The sequence below is a fragment of the Shewanella frigidimarina genome (genome assembly GCF_003797125.1).
Taxonomy (GTDB): domain Bacteria; phylum Pseudomonadota; class Gammaproteobacteria; order Enterobacterales; family Shewanellaceae; genus Shewanella; species Shewanella frigidimarina.
Genome location: NZ_RKKE01000003.1, coordinates 659542 through 685694, shown reverse-complemented (window position 1 = coordinate 685694; position 26153 = coordinate 659542). Strand labels below are relative to the sequence as shown.

Below are 26153 nucleotides of genomic sequence, written 5' to 3'. Positions count from 1 at the left end.
TAAACTAATTTGAGCTCGAACCCCATATATCAGCATTAACGGGTGCCGCTGGTCCTGCTGTGGTGTTATCTGAGCTTGCTTGAGGTGATGCCGCTTTATTTGGGACTGTTTTATTTGAGCTCGCGTTAACTGAGACTGCTTTAGTTGAAATAGCTTTCCCCTTAGCTGGCCTCGCTTTACTCGCAAAAGAGCCACGGCTGTCTTCTTTTGGCGGCGGCAATGGTAACTTGTTTGCTTTAAGATACAAGTATTCAACTTTGTCGCGAGCCCAGGGCGTTTTACGTAAAAACTTCAAGGTTGATTTTACACTCGGATTATCTTTAAAACATTGAATGTTTATCCTAGATCCTAATTCTTCCCAGCCGTATTTTTCTACAAGTTGAGTAACGATAGTTTCTAGTTTAATGCCGTGAAGCGGATTGTTTGCTTGTGTCATGGGCCGTGCGAGCTAATTAAGTTTGACAATATTATACCCACATTGTCGTCAAAGTGATATCAACACAAAAAAGGCAGCCTAAGCTGCCGTTTATTGATGATAGTAACGTCTATAACTCGTTGGCTAGTTCAACTTTGTCTTCTTCGTCAGTATCAATATCGCCTTTGCCTTTGGTCTTAATAACAATCATTGTCGCAATGATTGCGGTAGTGACTAAACCTGCAATGGTTGACACTGTCATTGGTAAACCAGCACCCAATGTTGATGAGTTCAACATAAAGCTAATCACAACACAGGTCATGAACATAGCCGGTACAGTACAAATCCAATGGAATTTATTGTGTCGTAGTAAGTAAGCTGAAGCGGTCCATAACATCAATACCGCTGTGGTTTGGTTTGCAACACCAAAGTAGCGCCAGATAATGCCAAAGTCTACTTGGGTCAACACGGCACCGACGACAAATAATGGTAACGCGAGCATTAAACGCTTCGGTAACTCTATTTGCTTGATGTTAAAGAACTCTGCCAAAATTAATCGCGCTGAGCGAAATGCTGTATCGCCAGAGGTGATAGGCAATACAATGACACCCAAGATAGCCAAGAAGCCACCAAATGTTCCTAATAACCCATTAGATGCTTCGTACACAACGTTTGCTGGGTTGCCTGCCATTCCTGCATTCAATCCTTCTACACCACCAAAGAATGATAATGCAATTGCACACCAAATTAATGCAATAACACCTTCACCAATCATGGCACCAAAAAACACAAAGCGACCGTTTGATTCATTTTCAACACAACGCGCCATTAAAGGTGATTGTGTTGCATGGAAACCCGATACTGCACCACATGCAATCGTGATGAATAAGGCTGGCCATAATGGCATGTCATTAGGGTTTAAGTTGGTAAAGAAGTCACCCATTTCAAAACCAGGTAACATGGTATGTTCGGTTGATAATGCTAACGCTATAATCAGTCCGAGTGACATAAAGACCAGTAATGCGCCAAAGAATGGGTATAAGCGACCAATAATCTTGTCGATAGGTACGATGGTAGCAATTAAATAATAAACAAAAATGATACCAACAAAGAGAGTGATATCCAGTCCGGTAAGTTTGCTTAGTAATCCTGCAGGAGCAGAGATAAACACTACGCCAACTAGTAACAATAAGATAATGGCAAACAAGTTCATAAAGTGTTTGGCATTGTTACCTAAGTATTTACCGGCCAAGTTAGGAACTGATTGACCATTATTGCGTACCGATAACATCCCCGAAAAGTAATCGTGCACTGCACCGGCAAAAATACAACCAAATACAATCCATAGCATCGCCGCTGGGCCATAAAGGGCGCCTAGAATTGGACCAAAAATTGGACCGACACCAGCAATGTTTAACAATTGAATTAAATAGACTTTCCCTTTAGACATCGGTACGAAGTCGACACCGTCTGTTTGAGTGAAAGCGGGCGTTTGTCTTTGAGTGTTAATGCCGAACACTTTTTCGACAAAAGCGCCATAAATAAAATAGCCACCAATTAGCAGGCCTACACAGAGTAAAAACCACGTCATTTTGTTATCTCCCCATTTTTATAGTGACACTATTTTAAAACATCACAATAGGCGGTTGGAGGCTAACTGAGTAACAGGTTAAAAAGGCTGTGTAAGCGGTAAATTGTCATCCTGAGCGGTTTTCGTTGTTAGGTTAGTGTGGTGCATATCACGCTTAATGTGGCGTAAACAATGTTACTGAAATCCAAGCAACTGCTTTAACTCTCTAAGATAACGACGTGACACTGGCACTTTTGATCCGCTATGGGTGGTAACTTCTGCGCCCGTGTCGGTGATTTCAATTTCTGAAATAGCACTCGGGGCCAGTAGGTATTGTTTATGGCAACGAAATAACGCGGTTTTTTGCTCTAATACTTTTAGCGTTAATTGAGTGTGACTGAAACCTTTATTTGAACACACATGAATACCGCCTACATCACTGACAATAAACTCTACATCAGCGGTAGCGACAACTTTAAGTTTATTGCCACTGTAGCAGGGTAAGTGCGCTAATTGAGTTGGCAATATCTGCGTCATTGGTTGCGGTGTCATGTTGGTGCGTACTTTGTCTAAGGTTTGGTTAAAGCGCTTTTCATCGATGGGTTTAAGTAAGTAATCAAATGCATTGTTATCAAATGCTTTGATCGCATATTCGTCAAATGCGGTAATAAATACTGCTCGTGGCATTTGCTCAGGATTAAGCATGGCAATTAATTCCATGCCATTTATCCTCGGCATTTGAATATCAACAAAAATCAAATCAGGCTTTAACAGGTTAATTTGTTGTAAGGCTTCTATGGCATTACTACATTGACCTAACACTTTGATGTCAGGATGTTTGTCGAGCAAATCTGCCACTTCTTGGCGGGCGAAGGGTTCATCATCAATGATTAAGCACGAGATCATTGGTCCATTTCCTTTAACGGTAAACGCACACTAACACGAGTGAATACATCTGGTTCACACTCAACTTCAATGCCGTATTGGCTGCCAAATAAATTCTGAATTCGTTTATGGACTAAGTTCATTCCTAAACCATCAGTGTTGTTAGAGGGTTGATATAAACCTGCATTATCGGTCACGTTGAGTAATAAATCATCGCCATCCAATGTGGCTTTAACATCAATCACACCGGCATCAAGCATCCGCGATGTACCGTGTTTTACTGCATTTTCAATTAACGGCTGTAAGGTAAATGCGGGCATTTTTTGGTGATGATAAATCATAGCAATATCTATGTTGACTTGCAGTTTGTCGATAAACCGAGCGCGTTCGATAGCGAGATAAGCGTCGATGTGCTCAAGTTCATCAGCCATTGTCACCAGCCCTGTAGTTCTGGTCAAGTTGATGCGCAAAAATTGCGATAACTGCTGTAATAATTGCTTAGACATTTGCGGGTCACGCTTAATAATTGCACTGATGGTATTGAGTGCATTAAATAAAAAGTGCGGATTAACCTGAGCCTGTAACAACTTTATCTCTGCTTGCATCAATAAGCTTTGCTGTTGCTCAAAGCGGCCATAAAGAATTTGGTTAGACATTAACCTCGCAATACCTTCGCCTAATGTGCGATTAATGTTTAAAAACAATTTGTTTTTAGCTTCGTATAATTTAATTGTGCCAATGACTTCGTCGTTGCTGCGCAGCGGAATGACTAGGCTTGAGCCTAAACTACAATTGGGCGATATAGAGCAGGAATAAGTGGTATCGACCCCATCAGCAAACATCACACTATTTTGTGCGATGGCATCGAGGGTGATTTTTGAGGAAATAGGCGTATTAGGAATATGGTGATCGGCCCCAAGGCCAATAAATGCCAGTAATTTAGTAGTGTCGGTAATGGCGACTGCGCCAACTTGAGTTTCTTCTATTATGATTTGGGCGACTTTTTTACTCGACTCCAAATCAAATCCTTTAGACAGTAAGCCGACACTGCGCTCAGCTATTTTAAGTGCTTTAGTCGAAAAACTGGAAGAAAGTTTATCAAACATGGCTTTTTGGTCGCGAACAATACTCATAAACATCGCAGCGCCGAGTGAATTAATCAGTAACATGGGCGGGGCGATCAGTTTGACCAATTCCCAAGCCTGATCAAAGGGTTTTGCGACTAATACAATTATCGACATCTGCATTATTTCAGCCATAAACGTGACCCCAAATACCACAATTGGCTGATAAACCATTTCTGATTTACCGGCTTTTTTGAAGTAATAACTGATCATACCTGCGGATAAGCCTTCTAAGCTGGTGGATATGGCGCAAGCAATATCGGTGAATCCACCCATAGAATAACGGTGTAACCCACCCGTTAACCCAACCAGTAAACCAGTTACAGGTCCACCTAGCAATCCGCCTAATACAGCGCCCATAGCTCGAGTGTTAGCAATGGCACCTGAAGTTTGCTCGCCAAAATAAGTCGCCATAATGCAAAAGCTGGAGAACACCAGATAGATAAAAATTTTATGGGGTAATCGTTTTGACGTTTCTGCGAAAAGTTTAAATAATGGTGTTTTACTGACTAAGTAAACGATAACTAAGTAAACACACATTTGCTGTGTTAGCAGTAATATTAACGACATATATTCTCTTTGGATTTATTAAACGCAGTCAAATTGTGGTGGATAAATGAGTTGTATTTATACGAGCATGAGTGTGTTTGCTCGTTTGCCAATTGCTACTTGCAGCAACTCGTTTGTTGAGAAACAGGGGGGATATGGATCCATACTATTTCAATTTAAGTTATGTTCAATTTAAGTTAGTTAATTAAAAATCATCAAAAGTGAGCATAAACTTCAATCCAATACTGTCATGGAAAAGATTAATATCTGTAGATGCTCAGCTCAATGCTTACGGATTATCATTAGTGATAAGCCGTTAACGTGATGTTTTACCTAATAAATTGGATTGTTCAATGCTACTTTGCTGATAAAACTCATCAATAAGTATTCTGAGTATTTTTGATTTAGCAACATTGCTGTTTTTGGCCATCTCATCTAATTGTGAAATGCTTTTTTCGGTAAGTGTGAAAGTGGCATGACGATAAATTTTAGTGCTTTTTTTATCCAACCCTTTTAAAAAATCTTGCGTCGTTGAGTTAATATTAGCTTGACCATCAGATGCTTTAAGCCCTAACGCATAATTATTAGCATCTTCAATAAAGTCGTCTACAGATACCTTGACTCGGGCATCCTTGGGCTTCTTGCGCTTAAGGTCAGTTAAACTCATAACTATTTTCTGGTGGGATGGCAAAAAGTTCATCGGCAATAGCTCGAATTTCATCGGCCGCTTTACCAGTAGGATCGATTTCAAGCACAGAAGAGCCGCTTTCTTCGCTGTCATCATAGATGTTGCGACTAAACGTCACTGAATTGAGTGCACGCAAACCAAATGACTCAACCACTTCCTTGGCTTCTAAAATCCGTTTACCTTGAGACGGCAGTGCAGGACATTGTGTTATCACAATGGCGGCAATCATTTTAGGATTGACCATTTTACAAGTACTGAGCATGTCTTCCATATGAGGTAAGGTTTTAAGGTCACGTCGCTTAGGACGAAGTGGGATGACAACATAGGTAGCAACAGACATGGCGGCTCGCATTGCTAGGTTATCCTGGCCACCACAATCAACAATGACATAGTCAAACCGATCATTAAGACTCAGTAGATCATTACGGATTTTTCCATAAAGCTGAATACAATTGATGGCTTTTAGGCTGGGGTCATTATTACGAGCTTGGATCCAGTCGGATGTGGTTCGTTGCGGATCGCAGTCAACCATAAGTACATTAGCATCATGTTTCTGGCTAATATGTACGGCAATATTTTGTGCTAAACAGCTTTTGCCACTGCCACCTTTTTCTCCACCAACCAGCAATATCATGTTGTGATCCTTGATGCTAGGCGCTTTGTAGCACCAAAAATATTGTTTAGTATTTTATCTTGAGTATAGAGCAGTCATAGGGGGCTGCATGAAAATAATCAATTAAATTAACTGTAAAGCAATATGGAAACTATAAGGTGAGCATTCGGTGCAACGGCAAACTTGGCCTTTTATGGTATTTTGTTTGTCGGTGTTTTCATTGAAGGTTAAGGCTATCAAATCACCCACTTTAAAAGAGGTTTTAAAGTCAAATAGCACCCCTTTGCGAGCAAGGTCGATGCAAATACCATAGTCGACACATGATTCACCATGAGTATTAATCCAATCTAGGCGGATCCGCTCTGCTTCCATATCTACACGCAACGAACCGCGTTTTTCTTCGAATCCTGTTGGCTCTTGGCCCATCCTGTTTCTCCTTGAAATGATCCATCTAACGGCATCTTGATCTGTTGTTTGGCGATCGTTCATCATAATGACTACAGATGCCGAATGACCGTTAGCCTTACAACAATTCTATTGTTTAGCTGATTATTGCCGTATTTACTATTATTTAACTTTCTGCTCTCTAGTAATTTTTAGCATAACTGCTTTGTTAAGCAAGACAAAATTACGATTATAATGCTGAGTCTTCGGCACTCGGTATGTTGAGTGGCAGTTAAGATGATTAATTATCGTAGTCCTGATTTTTAGGGTAAGGCATTTTCAACTGACCCCAACGGATCACAATTACCGTGCCAGCCAGTAAAATCGTCGACAGTGAAATGGCTAAAATACGCCAATCTTCCATGCCTTTCATGTCTAAAATCAAGTATCGAGCCAAAGCCACAATCGCAATATAGAGTGGCATACGAATAGGCAGTTTACCTGATTCAATATAATTAACGACCATCGCTAAAACTTCAAGATAAATGAACAGCAACAGTAAATCTGCCAGTTCGACGGTTCGAATGGCAATCATGTGGAGAATTTCTTCACCAATAGCAAATACCGTTGCCAGTGCAATAATTAATAACACTAAATGTTCGATATTTTTTAAGGATTTTAGTCCTACTTTTCGCAGTAATGGCATAGTCATCTTCATTAATAAAATCAAAACACTATTATTGACGACTTCAAGTGAATTTCCCAGTGATCTGGGTCGATTTTTTGAGATAAACTGTGGTTTGCAGAATAAGTGGTTAATATACTCTCCACTCAATGTCGATATAGTATGATTTACGCCGTTATGAGTCGTTGGCTAGCGTTTTATCTTTACTAGGCTGAGAGTAATGCTATTGAATAGACATAAAAAAACCGCTAAAGCGATGCTCTAGCGGTTTGTCTAAATAAAGGTAAACGATTAACGTTTTAAACCTTCATTTAGTAGGGGACGCATAGTTTTAACTAATTGCGTGGTCACTTTTGGACTACCAGCCACAATGTTTCCTGAAACCATATAGTTGTGTCCGCCCATAAAGTCAGTAACAGTACCGCCAGCTTCACGACAAATTAAGTCGCCCGCAGCAATGTCCCATGGCTTAAGACCAATTTCAAAGAAACCATCTAAACGGCCTGCAGCGACGTAAGCTAAATCTAATGCAGCAGAACCACCACGACGGATATCAGCACATAATGGGAATACTTCACCCAAAATAGCCATATAGCTTTCAGTGTGTTGACGTGCTTTGAATGGGAAACCGGTACCAATCATTGTGCTGCTCAAATCATTTACGTTGGTTACACGTAAACGGAAATCATTGAGCTTAGCGCCTTTGCCGCGAATCGCTGAAAATAATTCTTCACGGACAGGATCGTAAATAACGGCAACTTCAATTTTGCCTTTATATTGTAATGCGATAGATACGGCAAAGTGAGGAATACCACGAACGAAGTTGTTAGTGCCATCCAAAGGATCAACAATCCAAATGTAGTCTTTATCAGTACCACGGTTTTCACCGTTTTCTTCACCAATAATGGTGTGGTCTGGATAAGATTTACGAATTTGATATGTAATAGTTGCTTCTACTTCCTTGTCTACACTAGTCACAAAATCATTAATACCTTTACTGCTTACCTCAACACGGTCAAGTTCAGTATAGGCGCGCATAATAGTTTGGCCCGCGGCGCGTGCAGCGCGCGTGGCAATAGTCAGCATCGGATGCATTGCAATCCCCTGGATGTTAAAGAACGAGTAAAATAGCGCCCGCATTATACTTAATTTGACAGTTATATCAAATGCAGATTTTCATATAACGTAATTTTTAACGATTGTGTTAATATATGGATAATATTTTTAGCTAAAAGAAAGTGCTACATGCTCAGTAATATTCGTGTTGTTTTAGTTGGTACCTCACACCCTGGTAATATTGGCTCTACTGCTAGAGCAATGAAAACCATGGGCTTATCAAATTTATATCTCGCAGAGCCAAGAGCTGAGCCTGATGGGCAATCGATAGCACTTGCTGCAGGTGCGTCAGATATTCTGAAAAACCTGACGCGAGTTGATTCGTTAGAAGAAGCCATAGCCGATTGTAGTCTGGTCATTGCCACTAGTGCACGCAGTCGTACTCTTGATTGGCCGATGCTTGATCCTCGCGAAGCGGGTTTGAAACTTACTCAAGAAAGCTTAAATGGCCCTGTTGCTATTGTTTTTGGTCGTGAAAATCATGGTTTAAGTAATGAAGAGTTACAAAAGTGTACTTACCATGTGGCTATTCCGGCAAACCCAGAATATAGCTCGCTAAACTTGGCTCAAGCAGTTCAAATTATTTGTTATGAAACGCGAGTCGCGCATCTAGCGCAAACAGAAACACCCGTTGTAACGGATGAATACCCATTAACCTCTGAGCTAGAACGTTTCTTCGTCCATTTAGAGTCGACGTTGTCTAAAACAGGGTTTGTGATTAAGAATCATCCTGGACAAGTGATGACTAAACTTCGTCGTTTATACACTCGTGCACGTATTGAAGCACCAGAGATGAATATTCTTCGTGGTATTTTGACTTCCATTGATAAGAAAATGGATAAACAAGATTAAGCAGTAAAGGAACATACCATGGGCGTCATCGATAGGCTAAAAGAAGACATTGAATCGATTTATCATCGAGATCCTGCCGCAAACAGTACCTTAGAGATAATATTTAATTATCCCGGTATGCACGCGATTTGGATCCACCGTATTAGTCATAAACTGTGGCTCGCTAACTGGCGATTTACAGCGCGTTGTTTATCAACATTTTCACGTTGGTTAACCGGTGTTGAAATTCATCCTGGCGCGACGATTGGTCGACGTTTCTTTATTGACCATGGTATGGGTGTCGTTATTGGTGAAACCGCCGAAATCGGTGATGACTGCACTCTTTATCATAGCGTTACTTTGGGCGGGACCACCTGGCAGCCAGGCAAACGTCATCCTACATTAGGTAATAATGTGGTTATTGGCGCCGGGGCCAAAGTACTTGGGCCGATCACTATGCATGATGGTGCTCGTGTTGGTTCTAATTCTGTGGTCGTTAAAGATGTCGCAAGCGATCATACTGTCGTGGGGATTCCTGGACGTGTAGTGGCTTCGCCAACCAACCAATCAAAAGAAAAAACTGAACGTCGCACCGAAATGGCCAAAAAGTACGGCTTTGATGCGTACGCGGTGTCACCAGACAATCCAGACCCTGTTGCTAATGCGATTGGGCAAATGCTTGACCACATGCATTTGATGGATTCTAAAGTACAAGAATTGTGTAATGCCATCCAACAAATGGGTGGCGAAGTCTGTACTAAAAAATTACCAGAGTTAACCGTTGATGCATTCGATGAGGCTTCTCGAGAAGCAGCCACTAATCGTAAACATGACATTGATAAGTTCGACCCGAGTATTTAACAATCTGTAAGTCATTGTAGATTCAAGTCAAAGAAATGACCGATAATGCGATTAATTTCCTTGTCGGCATTGAATCTTACAAGATAAAAAGGTTAAATACGCCCTGCGAAAACATGGACCTTTTTGTTATAAGCAATGCCATAATACCCGAGTGTTTTGGTAGGATTAATACTTGACTAAATTACTAGGGTATGTTGAAATTACTGCATACTTTTTGGGAGCAGTACAAGTTATGAAACTTACATCAAAAGGTCGCTATGCAGTGACAGCTATGCTGGATGTTGCGATTCACTCTGCTACTGGTCCTGTACCTTTAGCCGATATTTCTGAAAGACAAGGTATCTCTTTGTCTTATCTTGAACAGCTCTTCGCTAAGTTACGTAAACATGGTTTAGTGTCGAGTGTCCGCGGACCCGGTGGTGGTTATCGTTTAGGTTTAGAAGCCGTCGATATCTCAGTTGGCATGGTCGTGCATGCTGTTGATGAATCTGTAGACGCCACTCGTTGTCAAGGAAAAGGTAACTGCCAAAGCGGTACTCGTTGCCTAACCCATTCTTTATGGGGTGACTTAAGTAAACAAATTTCAGATTTTTTAGATGGTATTTCTCTTGCAGGTTTGATGCAAAAGCGAGACGTAAGATTTATCTCGTTAAAACAAGATGAAATACAAAAGGAACATAGAGTGAGTTTGTAACTCGGCTATGTTGATTGAATATAATTATTATTTGTACGTTGTATGTAGCCTCATCTGAGACTGCTAAGTACGGAGTGTGTTATGAAGCTTCCTATCTATTTAGATTATGCCGCAACAACCCCTGTAGATCCGCGTGTCGCAGAAAAAATGATGCAACACATGACAATGGACGGCGTGTTTGGTAACCCAGCATCGCGTTCACATCGTTATGGTTGGCAAGCAGAAGAGGCGGTTGATGTCGCCCGTAATCAAGTTGCCGATTTAATTAATGCTGATCACCGTGAAATTGTCTTCACTTCAGGTGCAACAGAATCAAGTAACCTTGCGATTAAAGGTATTGCCCATTTTTATCATAAAAAGGGTAAGCATATTATCACCAGCAAAACTGAGCATAAGGCAACTTTAGACACTTGCCGCCAGTTAGAGCGTGAAGGTTATGAAGTTACTTACCTTGTTCCTGATGCTAATGGCATTATCCCAATGGAACGTTTAGAAGCGGCGATGCGTGATGACACTATTTTAGTCAGCATTATGCACGTAAACAATGAAATTGGTGTCATCCATGATATCAACGCAATTGGTGAATTATGTCGTTCAAAAGGCATCTTTTTCCACATGGATGCGGCACAAAGTGCTGGCAAAATACCAATTGACGTTCAAACCACCAAAGTTGATTTGATTTCGATTTCTGGCCATAAAATGTATGGACCAAAAGGTATCGGCGCATTATATGTTCGCCGTAAGCCACGTATTCGTCTTGAATCGCAAATGCACGGTGGTGGACACGAACGCGGTATGCGCAGTGGCACGTTAGCAACACATCAAATCGTCGGTTTAGGTGAGGCAGCTGCTGTTGCTAAACAAGACATGGCTGCTGATAGCGCGCGCATTACTCATCTACGCGATAAGTTGTGGAACGGTATTAAACACATCGAAGAAACCTATATCAACGGTGATATGGAACAACGCTACAGTGGTATTTTTAACGTTAGCTTCAACTTTGTTGAAGGCGAGTCGTTAATGATGGCCTTGAAAGACTTAGCGGTTTCTTCAGGTTCAGCCTGTACTTCAGCAAGTTTAGAGCCAAGCTACGTATTACGTGCCTTGGGTTTAAATGATGAAATGGCACATAGCTCGATTCGTTTCTCTATTGGTCGCTTTACGACCGATGAAGAAATTGACCACGCTATCAAAACGATAACTGAATCTATCGATAAGTTACGTGAAATGTCTCCATTATGGGAGATGTTCAAAGATGGTATCGATTTAGAGCAAGTTCAATGGGCACATCACTAATTTAATCTTGTTAAATGAGTGTAATACCATTAAATCGTAAACTGATAACGACACAGATTTTGGAGCAGTATCATGGCTTATAGCGAAAAAGTAATCGATCATTATGAAAACCCACGTAACGTAGGTTCATTTGATAAGAACGACCCATCAGTAGTCACTGGTATGGTTGGTGCACCAGCTTGTGGTGATGTAATGAAGTTGCAACTTAAAATTAATGCCGACGGTATTATTGAAGATGCAAAATTCAAAACCTATGGTTGTGGTAGCGCAATTGCATCTAGCTCATTAGTAACAGAATGGGTAAAAGGCAAAAGTGTCGATGAAGCTGCAACGATTAAAAATGCAGACATCGCCGAAGAGTTAGCATTGCCGCCGGTTAAAATTCATTGCTCAATTTTGGCTGAAGATGCCATTAAAGCAGCAATTGAAGAGTATAAAAGCAGACAAGCTAAGTAATACCTGGAGTTAAGATGGCAATTTCAATGACCCCCGCTGCGGCTGATCGAGTTAGATCGTTTCTTGCTAATCGCGGGAAAGGCCTCGGCTTGCGCCTTGGGTTGAGAACATCAGGTTGTTCAGGAATGGCATACGTCATTGAGTTCGTTGATGATCTCAATGACGATGATGAACTTTATAATATCGAAGGTGTAAATATCATCATCGATGCCAAAAGCTTCATTTATTTGCAAGGTATTGAACTTGATTTTGTCAAAGAAGGCCTAAACGAAGGTTTTCAGTTCAATAATCCTAACGCAAAGGGTGAATGTGGTTGTGGTGAAAGTTTCACCGTTTAATCATTGTTCACCTAATTAAGCCGTTTTATATCAAACAGTAAGCATGATATCTGCCCATGAATTATTTCGATCTGTTTAATGTAGTACCTGCCTTTGATATCGACACCGCCTTACTTGCAGAGCGCTACCGCGAACTGCAACGGGCGGTTCATCCCGATAAATTCGCTAATGATACCGAGCAACAAAAGCTGCTATCAGTTCAGCGAACTGCACAAGTTAATGATGGTTATCAAACATTAAAAAATCCCCTACGCCGTGCTGAACACATGTTGAGCTTGCGTGGAATTGAATTAAGTCACGAAACCACAACATTGAAAGATGGTGCATTTTTGATGCAGCAAATGGAGTGGCGTGAAGCACTTGAAGATATCCAACACAATAGTGATCCACAGTCATCAATTGATGAACTGTATGAGTCGTTTGGTGAGTTTGAGTCAACATTACTGACTAAACTGGCGACGCTATTGATTAGTGATGAAAGTGCAGATGCTTTATTAGCGGCAGATCAAATTCGTAAGTTAAAGTTTATGGCAAAATTACATGATGAGTTAGCCCGTATTGAAGATGGCTTGCTCGATTAAATAGCCCTAAATTCTAAACCTTATTATTTATGATTAGCTTGGCTAATCGATAACACAACAAGTTGGAACACTATGGCACTGTTGCAAATTGCAGAACCTGGCCAAAGCGCCGCACCGCACCAGCATCGTCTTGCGGTTGGGATTGATCTTGGTACCACCAACTCACTTGTTGCTGCGGTAAGAAGTGCTCAAGCATTAACTTTACCTGATGAACAAGGTCGTCATTCGTTGCCGTCTGTAGTGCATTATGGTGAAACCAATGTGTTAGTGGGCTATGAAGCTCAAGACAAATCTGCTTTAGATCCACAAAATACCATCGTTTCAGTCAAGCGTTTTATGGGACGTAGCCTCACTGATATCCAGTCTGGTGTTCATCGTTTACCCTATGAATTACACGCAAGTGAAAACGGCTTACCGGTGTTCACTACGCCTATGGGACAAGTGAATCCTATTCAAGTGTCAGCCGAAATTTTAAAACCTTTAATTGCGCGAGCTGAAACCACACTAGGTGGCGAATTAGCGGGCGTGGTGATTACTGTGCCTGCGTATTTTGATGATGCACAACGTCAAGGTACCAAAGATGCTGCTGAGTTATTGGGTGTTAAAGTATTACGTTTATTGAACGAACCCACTGCAGCAGCCATTGCTTATGGATTAGATTCAAAGCAAGAAGGTGTCATTGCCATTTACGACTTAGGCGGCGGTACTTTCGATATCTCGGTTTTACGATTAAACCGTGGCGTATTTGAAGTATTAGCCACTGGTGGTGATTCTGCATTGGGTGGTGATGATTTTGATCACTTACTCGTGAGCCATTTACAACAGGCATGGCAGATAACAGAACCAGGCAGTCAATTAGCACGTCAATTACTCATTGAAGCTCGCCGAGTTAAAGAAGCGTTGACTGACAATGACAGCGTTGAAGCTTCTGTCGTCATGGCTGATAAAACATTAACTTGCACTGTTGATAAAAGCTTATTTAACGAGTTAATTGGCGCATTGGTGAAAAAAACCATCGGCAGTTGTCGTCGTACTTTACGTGATGCCGGCGTGAGTGTGGATGACGTTATTGAAACTGTGATGGTCGGTGGTTCAACCCGCGTACCATTGGTGCGTGAACAAGTTGAAACTTTTTTCAAAAAGACACCATTGACATCAATCGATCCTGATCGTGTTGTCGCCATTGGTGCAGCGATTCAAGCTGACATTCTTGTTGGTAATAAACCTGAATCCGATTTGTTACTGTTAGATGTGATTCCATTATCGCTTGGCGTTGAAACCATGGGTGGCTTGGTTGAAAAAGTGGTTACGCGTAATACCACTATTCCTGTTGCACGCGCACAAGAGTTTACCACATTTAAAGATGGTCAAACGGCCATGGCATTCCATGTGGTGCAGGGCGAACGAGAGCTTGTTGAAGATTGTCGCTCGTTGGCTCGTTTTACCTTACACGGTATTCCACCTCTAGCGGCAGGTGCAGCGCATATTCGAGTGACATTCCAAGTGGATGCTGATGGTTTGCTTAGTGTTACTGCGATGGAAAAATCCACTGGGGTTAATACATCAATTCAGGTTAAACCGTCATTTGGTTTATCGGATACTGAAATTGCCACCATGTTAAAAGATTCGATGAAGTATGCGAAAGATGACATTACTCGTCGTATGCTGGCTGAACAAAAAGTTGAAGCGGCGCGGGTGATAGAATCACTTAATGCAGCTTTGGCTAAAGATGCTGCGCTTCTGGATGAGCAAGAACGCGAAGAGTTAGTTGTGGCTATTGCCCAACTTGATGCCGTAGCACAACAAGATAATATTGATGCCATTGAAAAAGCGATTGCAAATCTTGATGATAAAACCCAAGATTTTGCATCAAGACGTATGGATAATTCTATTAGAGCGGCGCTAAAAGGGCAGTCGGTCGACAACATATAGGTGAAATGATGCCACAGTTAGTATTTTTACCCCATCAAGAACTTTGTCCAGACGGCGCAGTACTTGAAGCAGAAGTGGGTGAGACAATTTTAAACGTTGCACTGCGTAACGGTATTCATATTGAACATGCGTGCGAAAAGTCATGTGCTTGTACTACATGCCATGTCATTGTGCGTGAAGGTTTTGAACAGCTTGAAGAAAGCGATGAGTTAGAAGACGACATGCTAGATAAAGCATGGGGCTTAGAGCCTGAAAGTCGTTTATCTTGCCAAGCTAAAGTTGTTGATTGCGATATGATTATCGATATCCCTAAATACACCGTTAATATGGTCAGCGAAGGTTAGTTTTTGCTGAGCGAATAGCGCATCAATCATCCCATTTATAGCGGGTAATTGGTCACAAAAAAAAGAGCCAATCTATCAAGATTGGCTCTTTTTTTATCTGTGGTCATTCCAGTTATTGATTTTAAATAAACTCAGCGTATGATGCGCGAAAATTCCAATTTTGGAGCACTCTGTGCGCATCGCAATACTGTCTCAAGGCCCGCAATTATATTCTACTAAACGCTTAGTTGAAGCTGCATTAGCTAGAGGACATGAAGTCAAAGTTATTAATCCATTAAAGTGCTATATGAATATCAATATGACTAAACCTAGCATTCATATGGCGGGTAAGGATCTGGGTCATTTTGATGCTGTTATCCCTCGTATTGGTGCTTCAGTGACCTTTTATGGTTCTGCAGTATTACGTCAATTTGAAATGATGGGCGTATATGCGGTTAATGGTTCAATTGGAATTGCGCGTTCACGAGACAAATTGCGTTCAATGCAGCTGTTATCTCGTCAAGGAATTGGGCTACCTATCACTGGTTTTGCCAATAAACCCAGTGATATACCTGATTTGATTGATATGGTTGGTGGTGCACCTTTAGTCGTCAAATTGTTAGAAGGTACTCAGGGCATTGGCGTGGTATTAGCCGAAACTCGTAAAGCCGCAGAGAGCGTGCTTGAAGCCTTTATGGGACTCAAAGCTAACATTATGGTGCAAGAATATATTGCTGAAGCACAAGGCGCTGATATTCGCTGTTTTGTGCTGGGCGATAAAGTGATTGCTGCAATGAAGCGCCAAGCAAAGCCAGGTGAGTTTCGCTCTAACTTACACCGTGGCGGCAGTGCTACTTTGGTTAAATTAACTCCTGAGGAGCGATCAGTCGCGCTTCGCGCAGCAAAGACAATGGGGTTAAATATTGCTGGAGTTGATTTATTACGTTCTAATCATGGTCCGGTTGTGATGGAAGTTAATTCCTCTCCTGGTTTAGAAGGTATTGAAAAAGCGACCCAAAAAGACGTTGCTGATGCCATTATTTGTTTTATGGAAAAGAATGCCAACAAGTTCATCAAGTCAGCACAATAAGAGTTAGCGATTACCAATAGAGCATAAATTGGGTCATGTTAATAAAAATGACTCAATTTAGTGATGAAATATCACCGTAAAAGCGGATAAGGCTAGGAATATATGGCTAAATTACGTATAATCCGCGCGAATTTTTTAAACTTGCTCACATTAAGGAAGCTAGTTATGGCGATCGAACGCACATTTTCTATTATCAAGCCAGATGCAGTTGCTAAAAACCACATTGGCGCTATTTACAACCGTTTTGAATCAGCTGGTCTTAAGATCATTGCTTCTAAAATGGTACAACTATCTAAAGAACAAGCTGAAGGTTTCTACGCTGAACATAGCGCACGTCCTTTCTTTGGTGCTTTAGTTTCTTTCATGACTTCTGGTCCAGTAATGGTTCAAGTGTTAGAAGGCGAAAACGCTGTTCTAGCTAACCGTGAAATCATGGGTGCAACTAACCCAGCTGAAGCTGCTCGTGGCACATTACGTGCTGACTATGCTGCAAGCATCGACGAAAATGCAGTTCACGGTTCTGATGCAGTTGAATCAGCAGCACGTGAAATTGCTTACTTCTTCAGCGCTGACGAAGTGTGCCCACGCACTCGTTAATGGTTGCTGTAAGTTGATAAAAAGGAGCTTCGGCTCCTTTTTTGTGTTCGCTCGTCAGATATTGAGCACTTTGTTTGTTTGATAACGACTTCTTCGAGCTTAAATAGACCATTTCATCATATTGCGTTGACTAAAAGAACTACATTTTATTAACAATAATATTGCGAATTGGTGTGTTGATATAGTGTTAAATAAGATATCTGTACTCCGTCAGAAAGTTCCTAATCTTATACGAAATATCACCAAACAGGCTTTTTTGCCGTCTAATAAATAGGACTTCTCAGGCCCGATATTAAGGCTGTTTTGAATAGATTTAGTCTATAAAAATGCTAACAAGTTACTTTTCTGAATAAATACTCAGTAATATTGAAATGTCATTCTGATGTTTTTTACGACAAATAATCGATTTTATTTAAAATATTGAAAATTAATTTTTGATACATTTTGTGATCAATTGTATTTAAATTGTTAACTGTGTTTTATTTTTGTTTTTCTTTGTGTGCTTATTTGTTCTTTTATAGTCTTTAATTTGTATTTTTATTTGCGATTTAAAATGTTAACAATCTTGATAAATACCGTTAAATTCAGTAACTGGTTGATTTTAAATGAATCAGTTTATGTCAAATTAATTATCAATTCTGATGCTAAATGTGATGTTGTTCACATGTTGCCCTTATTGACTAAAGGTTTTTTATTCATTAATAATGTTTTTCAATAATTGGCACTGACCAATTATTCATAATTAAAAATATAACGACTTGTTTTATTTTATTCCAAGTTATAGGGAGTTTATTCATGAGTTCAGTCACATTAACTGCTAAGGCAATTCGCCGCAGTTTATTAGCTGTAGCAGCAACAAGTGTCGCGACAACAGGCTTATTTTCTTCAGTAGCATTTGCTGCCGATGAACAGAAAGTTGAAAGAATCGAAGTCACCGGTTCTCGTATTCAACGTCAAGACATGGAATCTGCTTCTCCAGTAACCATCATTTCAGCTGAAGCTATTCGCGCAGAAGGTTTCACTTCAGTTGACCAACTACTTCAAGCCCAAACGTCAATGGCTGGTGCTGCTCTAGGTTCTAGCTCGAACAACGGTTCAGACGGTGTTGCGCAAGTTGACTTACGCGGTATGGGTTCACAACGTACGCTAGTACTATTAAATGGTCGTCGTATGGTTAACTCTGGTTCAGGTGCAGATAGCTCTGTCGATTTGAACTCTATCCCTGTATCGATGATATCTCGTGTTGAAATCTTAAAAGATGGCGCATCAGCAGTATACGGTTCAGATGCTATCGCTGGTGTTGTTAACATCATCACTAAGAAAGATTTCGAAGGTTTTCAACTAGATCTTAACGGTAGTACTACCAGTGAAAGTGATGGTGAAACTGGCGAAATTAGTGGTTTATACGGCTTCAATACCGATGGTGGTAACTACACTATTGGTGCTGCGTATTCGAAGCGCGAAAGTGTTATTCAGTCAGATCGTAGCTGGACAGAGCCTGGTGCAAGTTCATTTTTACCTACAGGTTCATTAGGCGGGAAAGTACGCAATGACGCTGGTGAATGGGTTGCTCGTTCTACAGGTTATGACTACACCACTAGCAGTTATTACCAAACACCAAACGAGCGTTACAGCTTGTTTGCTAATATGATCCAAGAATTAGATAACAATTTAGTGCTAACAGGCGACGTGCTTTACACTAAACGTAAGTCTGATCAGCAATTAGCTCCACAACCTGCTGACGTAATGTTAAACGTATGTGGTGCTCCAGGTGTTACTGCTGGTGCAGCATGTATTACACTTGATCAAGCGATGACTGACGGTGAAATTGCTGCTGATGATACCGGTCGTGTAAATTATCGTCGTCGTACTACCGATGCCGGTCCTCGTATTTATTCTCAAGACACTGATACTTTCCGTATCTCTGCTGCATTAGCGGGTGAGCTTGATATTAATACAGGCATGAACTGGGATATCGGTTATACCTATGGCAAAAACAAAGCTGATTCAAGTGTTGAGAACTCAATCAATGCAACCAATCTTAAGCAATCTGTTTATGCTAACCAAGATGCATGGTTCACAGGTGTTCCATTAACAGGTGAAATCGTTAATGACATTAGCTTCACTGATAATGCTGACGGCGGCAATGAGCAACATGTTGTTTCTGCTGGTCTAAATGGTGAGTTGTTTGATCTGAGTGCTGGTGCAGTTGCATTTGCTATTGGTGCTGAATACCGTTATGAAAGCGGTTTTTATAATCCAGACCCTGTAACAGTGGCTGGTGACAGTACTGCTGCACAGCAAGATGCTACAGACGGCGATTACAATGTATTGTCTGTATTCCAAGAAGTCAGCGTTCCTTTCACTGAAAAATTAACCGGTGAATTTGCACTGCGTTATGACGATTACTCAACATTCGGTAAAGCGTCTACTTGGAAAGTAGGTCTAACTTATGAAGCAACTGATGATTTGATGCTTCGTACTGTAGCGGCAACAGGTTTCCGTGCACCAAGCATCAGCGAGTTATTTGGTGGTGACACTGGTTCTTACGACTACTTGGATGATCCTTGGAAAAATGCACAAGATCCACAGATTCTAGTTCGTTACACGTCTGATGATGATCTAAAAGCTGAAGAGTCTGACTCTTATACTGCTGGCTTAGTTTACTCACCAAACTATGTTGAAGGTCTATCGGTAACGCTTGATTACTGGCGCTTTAAAGTGTCCAATGCAATCACTCGTTTAGATGTTCAAGCTGGTTTAGAAGAATGTTTTGCTAATGCTTCAGCTGCAGCATGTGAAACCTTTAACATTGGTGCAAACGGTGATTTATCTAATCTTACTAACTCGTTAACAAACGTAGGTAGCCAAGACACTAGCGGTTTAGACTTCAACTTAGCTTATAACTTTGAAGCCTTGTCGTTAGATTGGAAAATCAGCAATGACACAACTTACTTGTTGAATTTCGAACAAGAAGACAATGATTACACCAACAAGATCGATGGTAACTTTGGTGCTTATGCAGAAGTTCGTAACAACTTCAGCATTCAAGCAGGTCAAGATAGCTGGAGTGTTAACTACTTCAACCGTTACATTGGCGAAATGGACGATCTAAATACAGGCGATAAAGTGGATGCGATTCTGTACCACAACTTAGCCGGTACTTATTATGTTACTGACATGATTACTCTAAGCGCTGGTGTGAAAAACATCACTGATGAAGAGCCATCAGGCGTATCGAATGGTAGTGATGGTGGTACAGTACCAGAAGTGTATGACACTATTGGTCGCCAGTACTACGGTGGCGTAACTGTTAAGTTCTAAATAACAGTTTAGTTAGTGAGCTAAACATCAGACAATGTGACAGTTACATTGTCTGACATAAAAAGGCCTACATTATTGTAGGCCTTTTTATTACGTTGATTTTAAGTCGCTAATAAAGCAAAGCATGGTTAGTGATTTAAGCGTAATTCATGTCGATGTTCTCGGCGGAATTTCTGTTCACAACCTGTGCAACGTTGTTCCGTTGGATCGGCGATTAAGCGGGGCGGCTCTATGTCCATTTCACAATCTGAACAAAGACCATATAAACCCAATTCAAGCTGGCAGTAAGCAGCATCTAGCTTCATGAACTTAGTGAAAATATCAGTATTGATTAGTTTGACTTGTGGCAAGTAATCAATCACTTTTCCAAGAGGGGTTTCCATCGAAATATGAGCAACTTCAGTAGCTTTTAATGAATCCTTTATAAGTAGCATTAACTCATGTCTCAAAATAAGTTCAAGATGTTGAAGTTTTTGCTGTATGTCCTGAGTGTTGTGCAACTGAAATAACCTTAACTGACAATGCCAATGTAGAATTTCTATTTTAGGCACAAATAAAGCAGACGTTATGATGAAGATCAATTCTCGATAAGATTTCTGCGATAAAAACATGAATAATAATTTATCATTTATTCATGTTAACAATCATTATTGTCTGTCTGGGCGTTAAGCTAGGGTTGATTGTCGCGTCAATATGGTGACTGAATCACTGTCGATTGAAGACTAAGAAACGCTTATGGTTGTGTAGGATTAACAGAGTTTATAACCTTGATGACACATTATCAAAAAGGTTAATTTAAGCCTAGATGTAAAGTTGGTGTGTTGTTGCAAGCTTATATAAGCGACCTGTGAGCATGCTTTAGAACCTTAACGATTTCTTCAGTTGTTTTGAACACTCGTAGCTCTCTAAATAGAGTATCCGCTTCAGGGTATTGACGGTTTAAGTAACTAAACCATTGTTTAATCCGTGAAGGATAATAGTCAGATTTACGACCATTAAGTTCTTTGTCGGTATAGGCCATAAGTAAACTTAAGGTTTGTTGCCAACTAAATGGCGTCGCACCTGTTTTGATGGTATCGCCTAGATTAGGCAACGATATGGCTCCTCGACCAATCATTATACTGTCACAGCCAGTGACATCCATGCATCTCTGAGCATCAGCGACATTCCAAATTTCTCCGTTAGCGATAACAGGAATTGGCAGGCGCTGTCTCACTTCAGTAATGTATTCCCAATATGCCGGAGGTTTATAACCATCGGTTTTACTGCGAGCATGAATAGCTAGCTCTGTTGCGCCAGCCTCATACACGGCTAAGGCGTTTTCCATAAATAACGATTTATCTTCGTAGCCTAAACGGATTTTAGCTGTAACAGGATGCTCAGAGGGTACTGCGTCGCGCATGGCTTTGACGATACTGTAAATATTCTCAGGATATTGGAGTAATACTGCGCCGCCTTTGCTTTTGTTGACAGTTTTAGCTGGGCAACCAAAATTTGCATCAACACCATTTGAGCCTAGCTCAATGGCTCTTATGGCATTTTGTGCCATCCACTCTGGTTCTTGTCCCAACAACTGAACACGTACAGGTGTTCCTGATGCGGTTAGCCCTTGATGAAGTAGCTCAGGACACAATTTATAGAACACTTTATCTGGTATGAGTTGATTGACGACCCTGACAAATTCAGTCACAACCAGGTCAAATGGATTGATGGCAGATAATATTTCACGCATATGGTCATCAACCACACCTTCCATTGGAGCTAAAATAACGCGCACAGTACACCTTGCTGAAGTCAAAAGTGCGCTATTTTAGCGTGTTTATTATCTGATAACAGCACTAAATGGCATTACGATTATTGTTGTCGATTCTTTCGATAAATTATTATTAATAATCATACCAATAGCACTTGTGTTGTATTTATGTTAAATCTATAAGGCGTCTTTTTTAAGGTTACCTAGCAATGATTTGTGATAAATAAATTGATTTTTTTCACATTTTTAATATATTTTGCAATAAACTTTACATACTGCAGGTCTCTTTAACCAAGCCGGCAATGATGTTGGACACCACACACAATCAAGATATAGGAAGATAATTATTATGAATTCAATCAAACAAACTACTTTAGCGGTTGCATTAGGTTCTGTTGTAATGACTGCTGGCTTTTCTGCTCAAGTAGAAGCTAACCCATTTGGTTTTCAACAATTAACTTCTGGCTATCAGGTTGATGGCGGAGAAGGCAAGTGTGGTGAAGGTAAGTGTGGCGGCGATAAAATGAAGTCTGCTGAGAAAGCTGCTGAAGGTAAATGTGGCGAAGGCAAGTGCGGTGGCGACATGAAAAAATCTGCTGAAAAAGCGGCAGAAGGTAAATGTGGCGAAGGCAAGTGCGGCGGCGACATGAAAAAGTCTGCTGAGAAAGCAGTTGAAGGTAAATGTGGCGAAGGCAAGTGTGGCGGTGACATGAAAAAGTCAGCAGTAGAGCAAGGCAAAGAAGCTAAAGCTACTATGGAAAAATCGCAAGAAGGTCAATGCGGTGGCATGAGATAGTCACTTCTCATTTGTGCTTGTAAAGGCCTGAGTTTCAGGCCTTAATTTTATCTGCTGTTTATTGTTTAAGGAGGCATTATGTCGATTCGGCATTGCAACACGCATAGTCAGGCTAGGGTCGGTTTAGGACTTCGTCGTGAAATGTTGACTGAATTTTGTCAGCAGGTGCCATCAGCCATCGATTTTTTAGAAGTTGCGCCTGAAAATTGGATGACATTAGGGGGCAAATTTGGTCGTCAGTTTAAACAATTAACGGAACAACACGCTTTTTTCTGCCACGGGCTTTCGTTATCCATTGGTAGTCCTGAAGCGCTAGATAGTCAATTTGTACATAATATAAAACGCTTTTTGGATGAGCATAATATTGAAGTGTATTCAGAGCATTTAAGTTATTGCTCTGGTACTGGCCATATGTATGACTTGATGCCGATACCATTTACTGATGATGCAGTCATCCATACCGCTAAGCGGATAAAGCAAGTCGAAGACATACTGGAGCGACCATTTATCTTAGAAAATGTGTCATTTTATGCGGCGCCTGGTGCACAAATGACAGAACAAGAATTTGTTAATGCCGTGCTGCAAGAGGCCGACTGCAAATTACTGCTCGATGTAAATAACATTTACGTTAATTCAATTAACCATCAATACGATGCAGCAGCTTACTTAGCGGCGATGCCGACCAAACAAATCGCTTATCTGCATATCGCAGGACACTATGAAGAGGAGGCCGATTTAATGGTCGATACTCACGGTGCGGATATTATCGATCCAGTATGGGCCTTATTGCAGCAGTGTTACCAAATACATGGCGTGCATCCGACGTTGCTTGAGCGTGATTTTAATATTCCTAAAACAGACATACTTCTTAATGAGATTAATCAAATTCATCAGTATCAACAAAATGCCTTAACGCAGCAGTCAATATTGAGGAAGGCATAATGGGTTTCATTGAAGTACAACAACAATTTATGGACTATATCCGTGATCCTAGTTTGCCATTGCCTGAGGGGATTGAGCCTAGGCGCATGAAAATCTATCGAGAATTATTTTTTAATAATATTGCAGGTTTTGTGTCGAGTGCATTTCCGGTGTTGAAAAGTGTATATGAGGACGACCAATGGCAGGCCTTAGTACAACAATTTTTTGTAAGCCACGATTGTAAGACACCAATATTTGTTGAAATAGCCGGTGAGTTTTTAGCGTTTTTACAACATGAATACCAGATGACAGAAGATGATCCTGTTTTTATGTTGCAGTTAGCACATTATGAATGGTTAGAATTATGTGTCGCCGTCGCGCCAGATACTCCCGCAGCTCAATCGATCAATACCATCGAACTAAACCAGCATAGGTTATGCCTAGCAGCTTGTGCCAAAGTGGCGCAATATGCCTTTGACGTTCAGCATATTAGTGTTGACTACCAACCTATAGAGCCGACAGCACAAGCGAACTTTTTTTGTGTATTTAGAGGTGCTGATGATAACGTCGCATTTTTACAACTGACACCATTAAGTGCGCAAGTGTTAGCTTACATTGAACAAATGACTCATTCTCAACAAGGTGTAACAGTCGATGCCATTATAAGTTGGTTAAGTGAGCATTACCCACAAATGCCAAATGACACTTTGTTGTCAGGCTGCTTACCTTTATTGCAACAACTGGCACAAAAGGGCATCGTTATTTCATCAATCGAGTCATAATAGACATAATATATTTAAGGTTTTTATTTTGTGAAGATGCGTCTAAAATAAGCCACTTTTTGTGATCGACTTCACGTCTGTTGTCGCGATGCTAACTGAACAGTTGGCACAATATAACAGATGAAAGATGTAAGTTATCGCAGTCAAAACATAACCTTAATGTAGGAATAATCATGAGCCAGCCGTTTAAAGACCCGTTTAACATCTTTTATTTTATTGGTTTTATTTTGGTTTTATTAATTCCAACATTGCCCGCGAGCCTTTCATGGTTGAAAGCAACAGGATTAATTTAACGCTTACTTCAGGTTAACCTGTCATGATATTGTCTTATTAAACCACTCAGATAGAGTGGTTTTTTGTTTGTATGAGGGCGTATATGGCGGTGAAACGCGGATTTTTTCTCATTATTGGCTTGTGCAGTCTAGTGTTAGGCATTATTGGCATTGCACTGCCTTTATTACCAACAGTGCCGTTTATATTATTGGCTGCGTTTTGTTTTGCTCGTTCTAGCGATCGACTTCATCATTGGCTAATCAATCACCCTTGGTTTGCTGAAGGTATCTCTCAGTGGCAATCTAAACGTGCGTTGAGCCGATCGCTCAAGCGAAAAGCCATGTTAATGAGCGGCCTTAGTTTTGCTATTAGTATCATGATAGTACCGATAATATGGGTGAAAATTATGTTGTTGTGCATGATGCTTATTTTATTATTTTTCTTGTGGCGGATCCCAGAGTTAGAATAATAAATAGCCTGGTTAATGCATGCCTGTTGCAACTGAGATTAAACGGGCATAAGATCACACCAGTATTTTTACCAGAGTCCACCAATGACGTGGACTTTTTTATTGCGTAATCACTTTCAGACAGAGTTAACTACATTATGATGAACCAAGACAGTTTAGCGCTTATTAAGCAGAGCATTAAAACCATTCCTGATTATCCAATACCAGGCATCATGTTCCGTGACGTCACCAGTTTGCTTGAAAATGCAGAAGCTTATAAAGCCACTATTGCGATTCTAGTGGCTCATTATCAATCAAAAGGTTTCACTAAAGTGGTTGGTACTGAAGCGCGTGGTTTTTTATTTGGCGCACCGTTAGCGTTAGAGCTCGGCGTCGGTTTTGTACCTGTGCGTAAACCGGGTAAATTACCCCGTAAAACCATAAGCCAAACTTATGACTTAGAATACGGTAAAGACACCTTAGAAATTCATGTTGATGCAATTAATGCTAATGATAAAGTGCTCGTTATTGATGATCTATTAGCCACCGGTGGCACGATTGAAGCGACGGTAAAACTTATTCGTGAATTAGGCGGTGAAGTGAGCCATGCTGCATTTGTTATCTCATTACCAGAAATTGGTGGCGAGAAGCGTTTACAAGGTATGGGAATTGAAGTATTAAGTTTATGCGAGTTTGACGGCGAGTAAGTAAAGTAAAATAAACTGCCATTTTATTAAGCAGTTAACTAAGTTTTACTCTATCAAATGCTTGCTCAACAATAGCATGCCAGCCCTTGGCATGTTATTGTTAACCCCTTTAAAGGGATTG

General features: G+C 40.7%; 28 protein-coding genes. 17 read left to right on the top strand and 11 right to left on the bottom strand.

From position 1 onward, the window contains the following. Positions 1–4 precede the first annotated feature (4 nt). The 9 genes from EGC86_RS12470 to suhB form a co-directional block, all read right to left on the bottom strand. On the bottom strand, positions 5–436 hold the full coding sequence (locus tag EGC86_RS12470) for a VF530 family protein (protein ID WP_123777765.1): 432 nt from the start codon (positions 434–436) through the stop codon (positions 5–7). A 109-nt stretch (positions 437–545) separates the two neighbouring features. Then, positions 546–2006, bottom strand: coding sequence for a carbon starvation CstA family protein (locus EGC86_RS12465; protein WP_123777764.1), 1461 nt, complete (start codon positions 2004–2006; stop codon positions 546–548). Positions 2007–2180: 174 nt separating this feature from the next. After that, a complete protein-coding gene (btsR, locus tag EGC86_RS12460; RefSeq protein WP_011637888.1) occupies positions 2181–2891 on the bottom strand; it encodes a two-component system response regulator BtsR in 711 nt (236 codons plus the stop codon). After that, positions 2888–4564, bottom strand: coding sequence for a sensor histidine kinase (locus EGC86_RS12455; RefSeq protein ID WP_123777763.1), 1677 nt, complete (start codon positions 4562–4564; stop codon positions 2888–2890). The genes btsR and EGC86_RS12455 overlap by 4 nt, the downstream gene beginning before the upstream one ends. 295 nt (positions 4565–4859) lie before the next feature. Then, a complete protein-coding gene (locus EGC86_RS12450; RefSeq protein ID WP_123777762.1) occupies positions 4860–5210 on the bottom strand; it encodes a replication protein RepA in 351 nt (116 codons plus the stop codon). Next, on the bottom strand, positions 5197–5865 hold the full coding sequence (locus tag EGC86_RS12445) for an AAA family ATPase (RefSeq protein WP_123777761.1): 669 nt from the start codon (positions 5863–5865) through the stop codon (positions 5197–5199). The genes EGC86_RS12450 and EGC86_RS12445 overlap by 14 nt, the downstream gene beginning before the upstream one ends. Positions 5866–5967: 102 nt before the next feature. Then, a complete protein-coding gene (locus EGC86_RS12440; RefSeq protein ID WP_011637884.1) occupies positions 5968–6270 on the bottom strand; it encodes a PilZ domain-containing protein in 303 nt (100 codons plus the stop codon). 259 nt (positions 6271–6529) lie between these two features. Then, positions 6530–6934, bottom strand: a complete 405-nt coding sequence (locus EGC86_RS12435) for a phosphate-starvation-inducible protein PsiE (protein WP_041413049.1) — start codon at positions 6932–6934, stop codon at positions 6530–6532. A gap of 270 nt (positions 6935–7204) precedes the next feature. Next, a complete protein-coding gene (gene suhB, locus EGC86_RS12430; protein WP_011637882.1) occupies positions 7205–8008 on the bottom strand; it encodes an inositol-1-monophosphatase in 804 nt (267 codons plus the stop codon). A 150-nt stretch (positions 8009–8158) separates the two neighbouring features. Here suhB and trmJ point away from each other — a divergent pair, with 150 nt between their 5' ends. The 12 genes from trmJ to EGC86_RS12370 all read left to right on the top strand — a co-directional run bounded on the left by trmJ (position 8159) and on the right by EGC86_RS12370 (position 20352). Then, a complete protein-coding gene (trmJ, locus tag EGC86_RS12425; RefSeq protein WP_123777760.1) occupies positions 8159–8881 on the top strand; it encodes a tRNA (cytosine(32)/uridine(32)-2'-O)-methyltransferase TrmJ in 723 nt (240 codons plus the stop codon). 18 nt (positions 8882–8899) lie between these two features. Beyond that, a complete protein-coding gene (gene cysE, locus EGC86_RS12420) occupies positions 8900–9721 on the top strand; it encodes a serine O-acetyltransferase (RefSeq protein WP_011637880.1) in 822 nt (273 codons plus the stop codon). 232 nt (positions 9722–9953) lie between these two features. Next, a complete protein-coding gene (gene iscR, locus EGC86_RS12415; RefSeq protein ID WP_011637879.1) occupies positions 9954–10415 on the top strand; it encodes a Fe-S cluster assembly transcriptional regulator IscR in 462 nt (153 codons plus the stop codon). 81 nt (positions 10416–10496) lie between these two features. After that, positions 10497–11711: an IscS subfamily cysteine desulfurase gene (locus EGC86_RS12410; protein ID WP_011637878.1), complete on the top strand. Its 1215-nt coding sequence runs from the start codon at positions 10497–10499 to the stop codon at positions 11709–11711. A 72-nt stretch (positions 11712–11783) separates the two neighbouring features. Further along, positions 11784–12167, top strand: a complete 384-nt coding sequence (iscU, locus tag EGC86_RS12405) for a Fe-S cluster assembly scaffold IscU (RefSeq protein WP_011637877.1) — start codon at positions 11784–11786, stop codon at positions 12165–12167. A 14-nt stretch (positions 12168–12181) separates the two neighbouring features. Continuing rightward, complete coding sequence (iscA, locus tag EGC86_RS12400) at positions 12182–12505, top strand: iron-sulfur cluster assembly protein IscA (protein WP_011637876.1); 324 nt, start codon at positions 12182–12184, stop codon at positions 12503–12505. Between the two features lie 56 nt (positions 12506–12561). Further along, positions 12562–13086: a co-chaperone HscB gene (hscB, locus tag EGC86_RS12395; protein ID WP_011637875.1), complete on the top strand. Its 525-nt coding sequence runs from the start codon at positions 12562–12564 to the stop codon at positions 13084–13086. A gap of 72 nt (positions 13087–13158) precedes the next feature. Then, positions 13159–15018 carry a Fe-S protein assembly chaperone HscA gene (gene hscA, locus EGC86_RS12390; protein ID WP_102036406.1) on the top strand — a complete coding sequence of 620 codons (1860 nt, stop codon included), beginning with the start codon at positions 13159–13161 and terminating at the stop codon, positions 15016–15018. An 8-nt stretch (positions 15019–15026) separates the two neighbouring features. Then, a complete protein-coding gene (fdx, locus tag EGC86_RS12385) occupies positions 15027–15362 on the top strand; it encodes an ISC system 2Fe-2S type ferredoxin (RefSeq protein WP_011637873.1) in 336 nt (111 codons plus the stop codon). 172 nt (positions 15363–15534) lie between these two features. Continuing rightward, a complete protein-coding gene (gene rimK / locus EGC86_RS12380; RefSeq protein WP_102036407.1) occupies positions 15535–16431 on the top strand; it encodes a 30S ribosomal protein S6--L-glutamate ligase in 897 nt (298 codons plus the stop codon). A 165-nt stretch (positions 16432–16596) separates the two neighbouring features. Beyond that, positions 16597–17028 (top strand): nucleoside-diphosphate kinase, encoded by a 432-nt coding sequence (gene ndk, locus EGC86_RS12375; protein WP_041413046.1) that lies wholly within the window; start codon positions 16597–16599, stop codon positions 17026–17028. A 795-nt stretch (positions 17029–17823) separates the two neighbouring features. After that, on the top strand, positions 17824–20352 hold the full coding sequence (locus EGC86_RS12370) for a TonB-dependent receptor plug domain-containing protein (RefSeq protein ID WP_123777759.1): 2529 nt from the start codon (positions 17824–17826) through the stop codon (positions 20350–20352). A gap of 128 nt (positions 20353–20480) precedes the next feature. On the opposite strand, the gene EGC86_RS12365 is transcribed toward EGC86_RS12370, so the two are convergent. Together EGC86_RS12365 and dusC are read right to left on the bottom strand one after the other, a co-directional pair. Further along, positions 20481–20852: a TraR/DksA C4-type zinc finger protein gene (locus tag EGC86_RS12365; RefSeq protein ID WP_102037040.1), complete on the bottom strand. Its 372-nt coding sequence runs from the start codon at positions 20850–20852 to the stop codon at positions 20481–20483. Positions 20853–21184: 332 nt separating this feature from the next. Next, positions 21185–22129, bottom strand: a complete 945-nt coding sequence (gene dusC, locus EGC86_RS12360) for a tRNA dihydrouridine(16) synthase DusC (protein WP_123777758.1) — start codon at positions 22127–22129, stop codon at positions 21185–21187. Positions 22130–22454: 325 nt separating this feature from the next. Here dusC and EGC86_RS12355 point away from each other — a divergent pair, with 325 nt between their 5' ends. The 5 genes from EGC86_RS12355 to apt all read left to right on the top strand — a co-directional run bounded on the left by EGC86_RS12355 (position 22455) and on the right by apt (position 26032). Then, positions 22455–22901: an HvfA family oxazolone/thioamide-modified RiPP metallophore gene (locus tag EGC86_RS12355; protein ID WP_123777757.1), complete on the top strand. Its 447-nt coding sequence runs from the start codon at positions 22455–22457 to the stop codon at positions 22899–22901. A 78-nt stretch (positions 22902–22979) separates the two neighbouring features. Further along, positions 22980–23843 (top strand): HvfB family MNIO-type RiPP peptide maturase, encoded by an 864-nt coding sequence (locus EGC86_RS12350; RefSeq protein ID WP_123777756.1) that lies wholly within the window; start codon positions 22980–22982, stop codon positions 23841–23843. Then, positions 23843–24604: an HvfC family RiPP maturation protein gene (locus EGC86_RS12345; protein WP_123777755.1), complete on the top strand. Its 762-nt coding sequence runs from the start codon at positions 23843–23845 to the stop codon at positions 24602–24604. The genes EGC86_RS12350 and EGC86_RS12345 overlap by 1 nt, the downstream gene beginning before the upstream one ends. A 376-nt stretch (positions 24605–24980) precedes the next feature. Further along, entirely contained in the window at positions 24981–25346 is a 366-nt protein-coding gene (locus EGC86_RS12335; protein ID WP_011637863.1) for a YbaN family protein, read from the top strand. A 134-nt stretch (positions 25347–25480) separates the two neighbouring features. Continuing rightward, the gene (gene apt / locus EGC86_RS12330; protein ID WP_041413043.1) at positions 25481–26032 is read left to right on the top strand and encodes an adenine phosphoribosyltransferase; all 552 of its coding nucleotides are present in this window, start codon (positions 25481–25483) and stop codon (positions 26030–26032) included. The last annotated feature ends 121 nt before the right edge of the window (positions 26033–26153 follow it).

Coding starts and splice junctions, on each gene's coding strand:
- EGC86_RS12470 (WP_123777765.1), bottom strand. CDS start 436: ATGACACAAGCAAACAATCCGCTTCACGGCATTAAACTAGAAACTATC.
- EGC86_RS12465 (WP_123777764.1), bottom strand. CDS start 2,006: ATGACGTGGTTTTTACTCTGTGTAGGCCTGCTAATTGGTGGCTATTTT.
- btsR (WP_011637888.1), bottom strand. CDS start 2,891: ATGATCTCGTGCTTAATCATTGATGATGAACCCTTCGCCCGCCAAGAA.
- EGC86_RS12455 (WP_123777763.1), bottom strand. CDS start 4,564: ATGTCGTTAATATTACTGCTAACACAGCAAATGTGTGTTTACTTAGTT.
- EGC86_RS12450 (WP_123777762.1), bottom strand. CDS start 5,210: ATGAGTTTAACTGACCTTAAGCGCAAGAAGCCCAAGGATGCCCGAGTC.
- EGC86_RS12445 (WP_123777761.1), bottom strand. CDS start 5,865: ATGATATTGCTGGTTGGTGGAGAAAAAGGTGGCAGTGGCAAAAGCTGT.
- EGC86_RS12440 (WP_011637884.1), bottom strand. CDS start 6,270: ATGGGCCAAGAGCCAACAGGATTCGAAGAAAAACGCGGTTCGTTGCGT.
- EGC86_RS12435 (WP_041413049.1), bottom strand. CDS start 6,934: ATGCCATTACTGCGAAAAGTAGGACTAAAATCCTTAAAAAATATCGAA.
- suhB (WP_011637882.1), bottom strand. CDS start 8,008: ATGCATCCGATGCTGACTATTGCCACGCGCGCTGCACGCGCCGCGGGC.
- trmJ (WP_123777760.1), top strand. CDS start 8,159: ATGCTCAGTAATATTCGTGTTGTTTTAGTTGGTACCTCACACCCTGGT.
- cysE (WP_011637880.1), top strand. CDS start 8,900: ATGGGCGTCATCGATAGGCTAAAAGAAGACATTGAATCGATTTATCAT.
- iscR (WP_011637879.1), top strand. CDS start 9,954: ATGAAACTTACATCAAAAGGTCGCTATGCAGTGACAGCTATGCTGGAT.
- EGC86_RS12410 (WP_011637878.1), top strand. CDS start 10,497: ATGAAGCTTCCTATCTATTTAGATTATGCCGCAACAACCCCTGTAGAT.
- iscU (WP_011637877.1), top strand. CDS start 11,784: ATGGCTTATAGCGAAAAAGTAATCGATCATTATGAAAACCCACGTAAC.
- iscA (WP_011637876.1), top strand. CDS start 12,182: ATGGCAATTTCAATGACCCCCGCTGCGGCTGATCGAGTTAGATCGTTT.
- hscB (WP_011637875.1), top strand. CDS start 12,562: ATGAATTATTTCGATCTGTTTAATGTAGTACCTGCCTTTGATATCGAC.
- hscA (WP_102036406.1), top strand. CDS start 13,159: ATGGCACTGTTGCAAATTGCAGAACCTGGCCAAAGCGCCGCACCGCAC.
- fdx (WP_011637873.1), top strand. CDS start 15,027: ATGCCACAGTTAGTATTTTTACCCCATCAAGAACTTTGTCCAGACGGC.
- ndk (WP_041413046.1), top strand. CDS start 16,597: ATGGCGATCGAACGCACATTTTCTATTATCAAGCCAGATGCAGTTGCT.
- EGC86_RS12370 (WP_123777759.1), top strand. CDS start 17,824: ATGAGTTCAGTCACATTAACTGCTAAGGCAATTCGCCGCAGTTTATTA.
- EGC86_RS12355 (WP_123777757.1), top strand. CDS start 22,455: ATGAATTCAATCAAACAAACTACTTTAGCGGTTGCATTAGGTTCTGTT.
- EGC86_RS12350 (WP_123777756.1), top strand. CDS start 22,980: ATGTCGATTCGGCATTGCAACACGCATAGTCAGGCTAGGGTCGGTTTA.
- EGC86_RS12345 (WP_123777755.1), top strand. CDS start 23,843: ATGGGTTTCATTGAAGTACAACAACAATTTATGGACTATATCCGTGAT.
- EGC86_RS12335 (WP_011637863.1), top strand. CDS start 24,981: ATGGCGGTGAAACGCGGATTTTTTCTCATTATTGGCTTGTGCAGTCTA.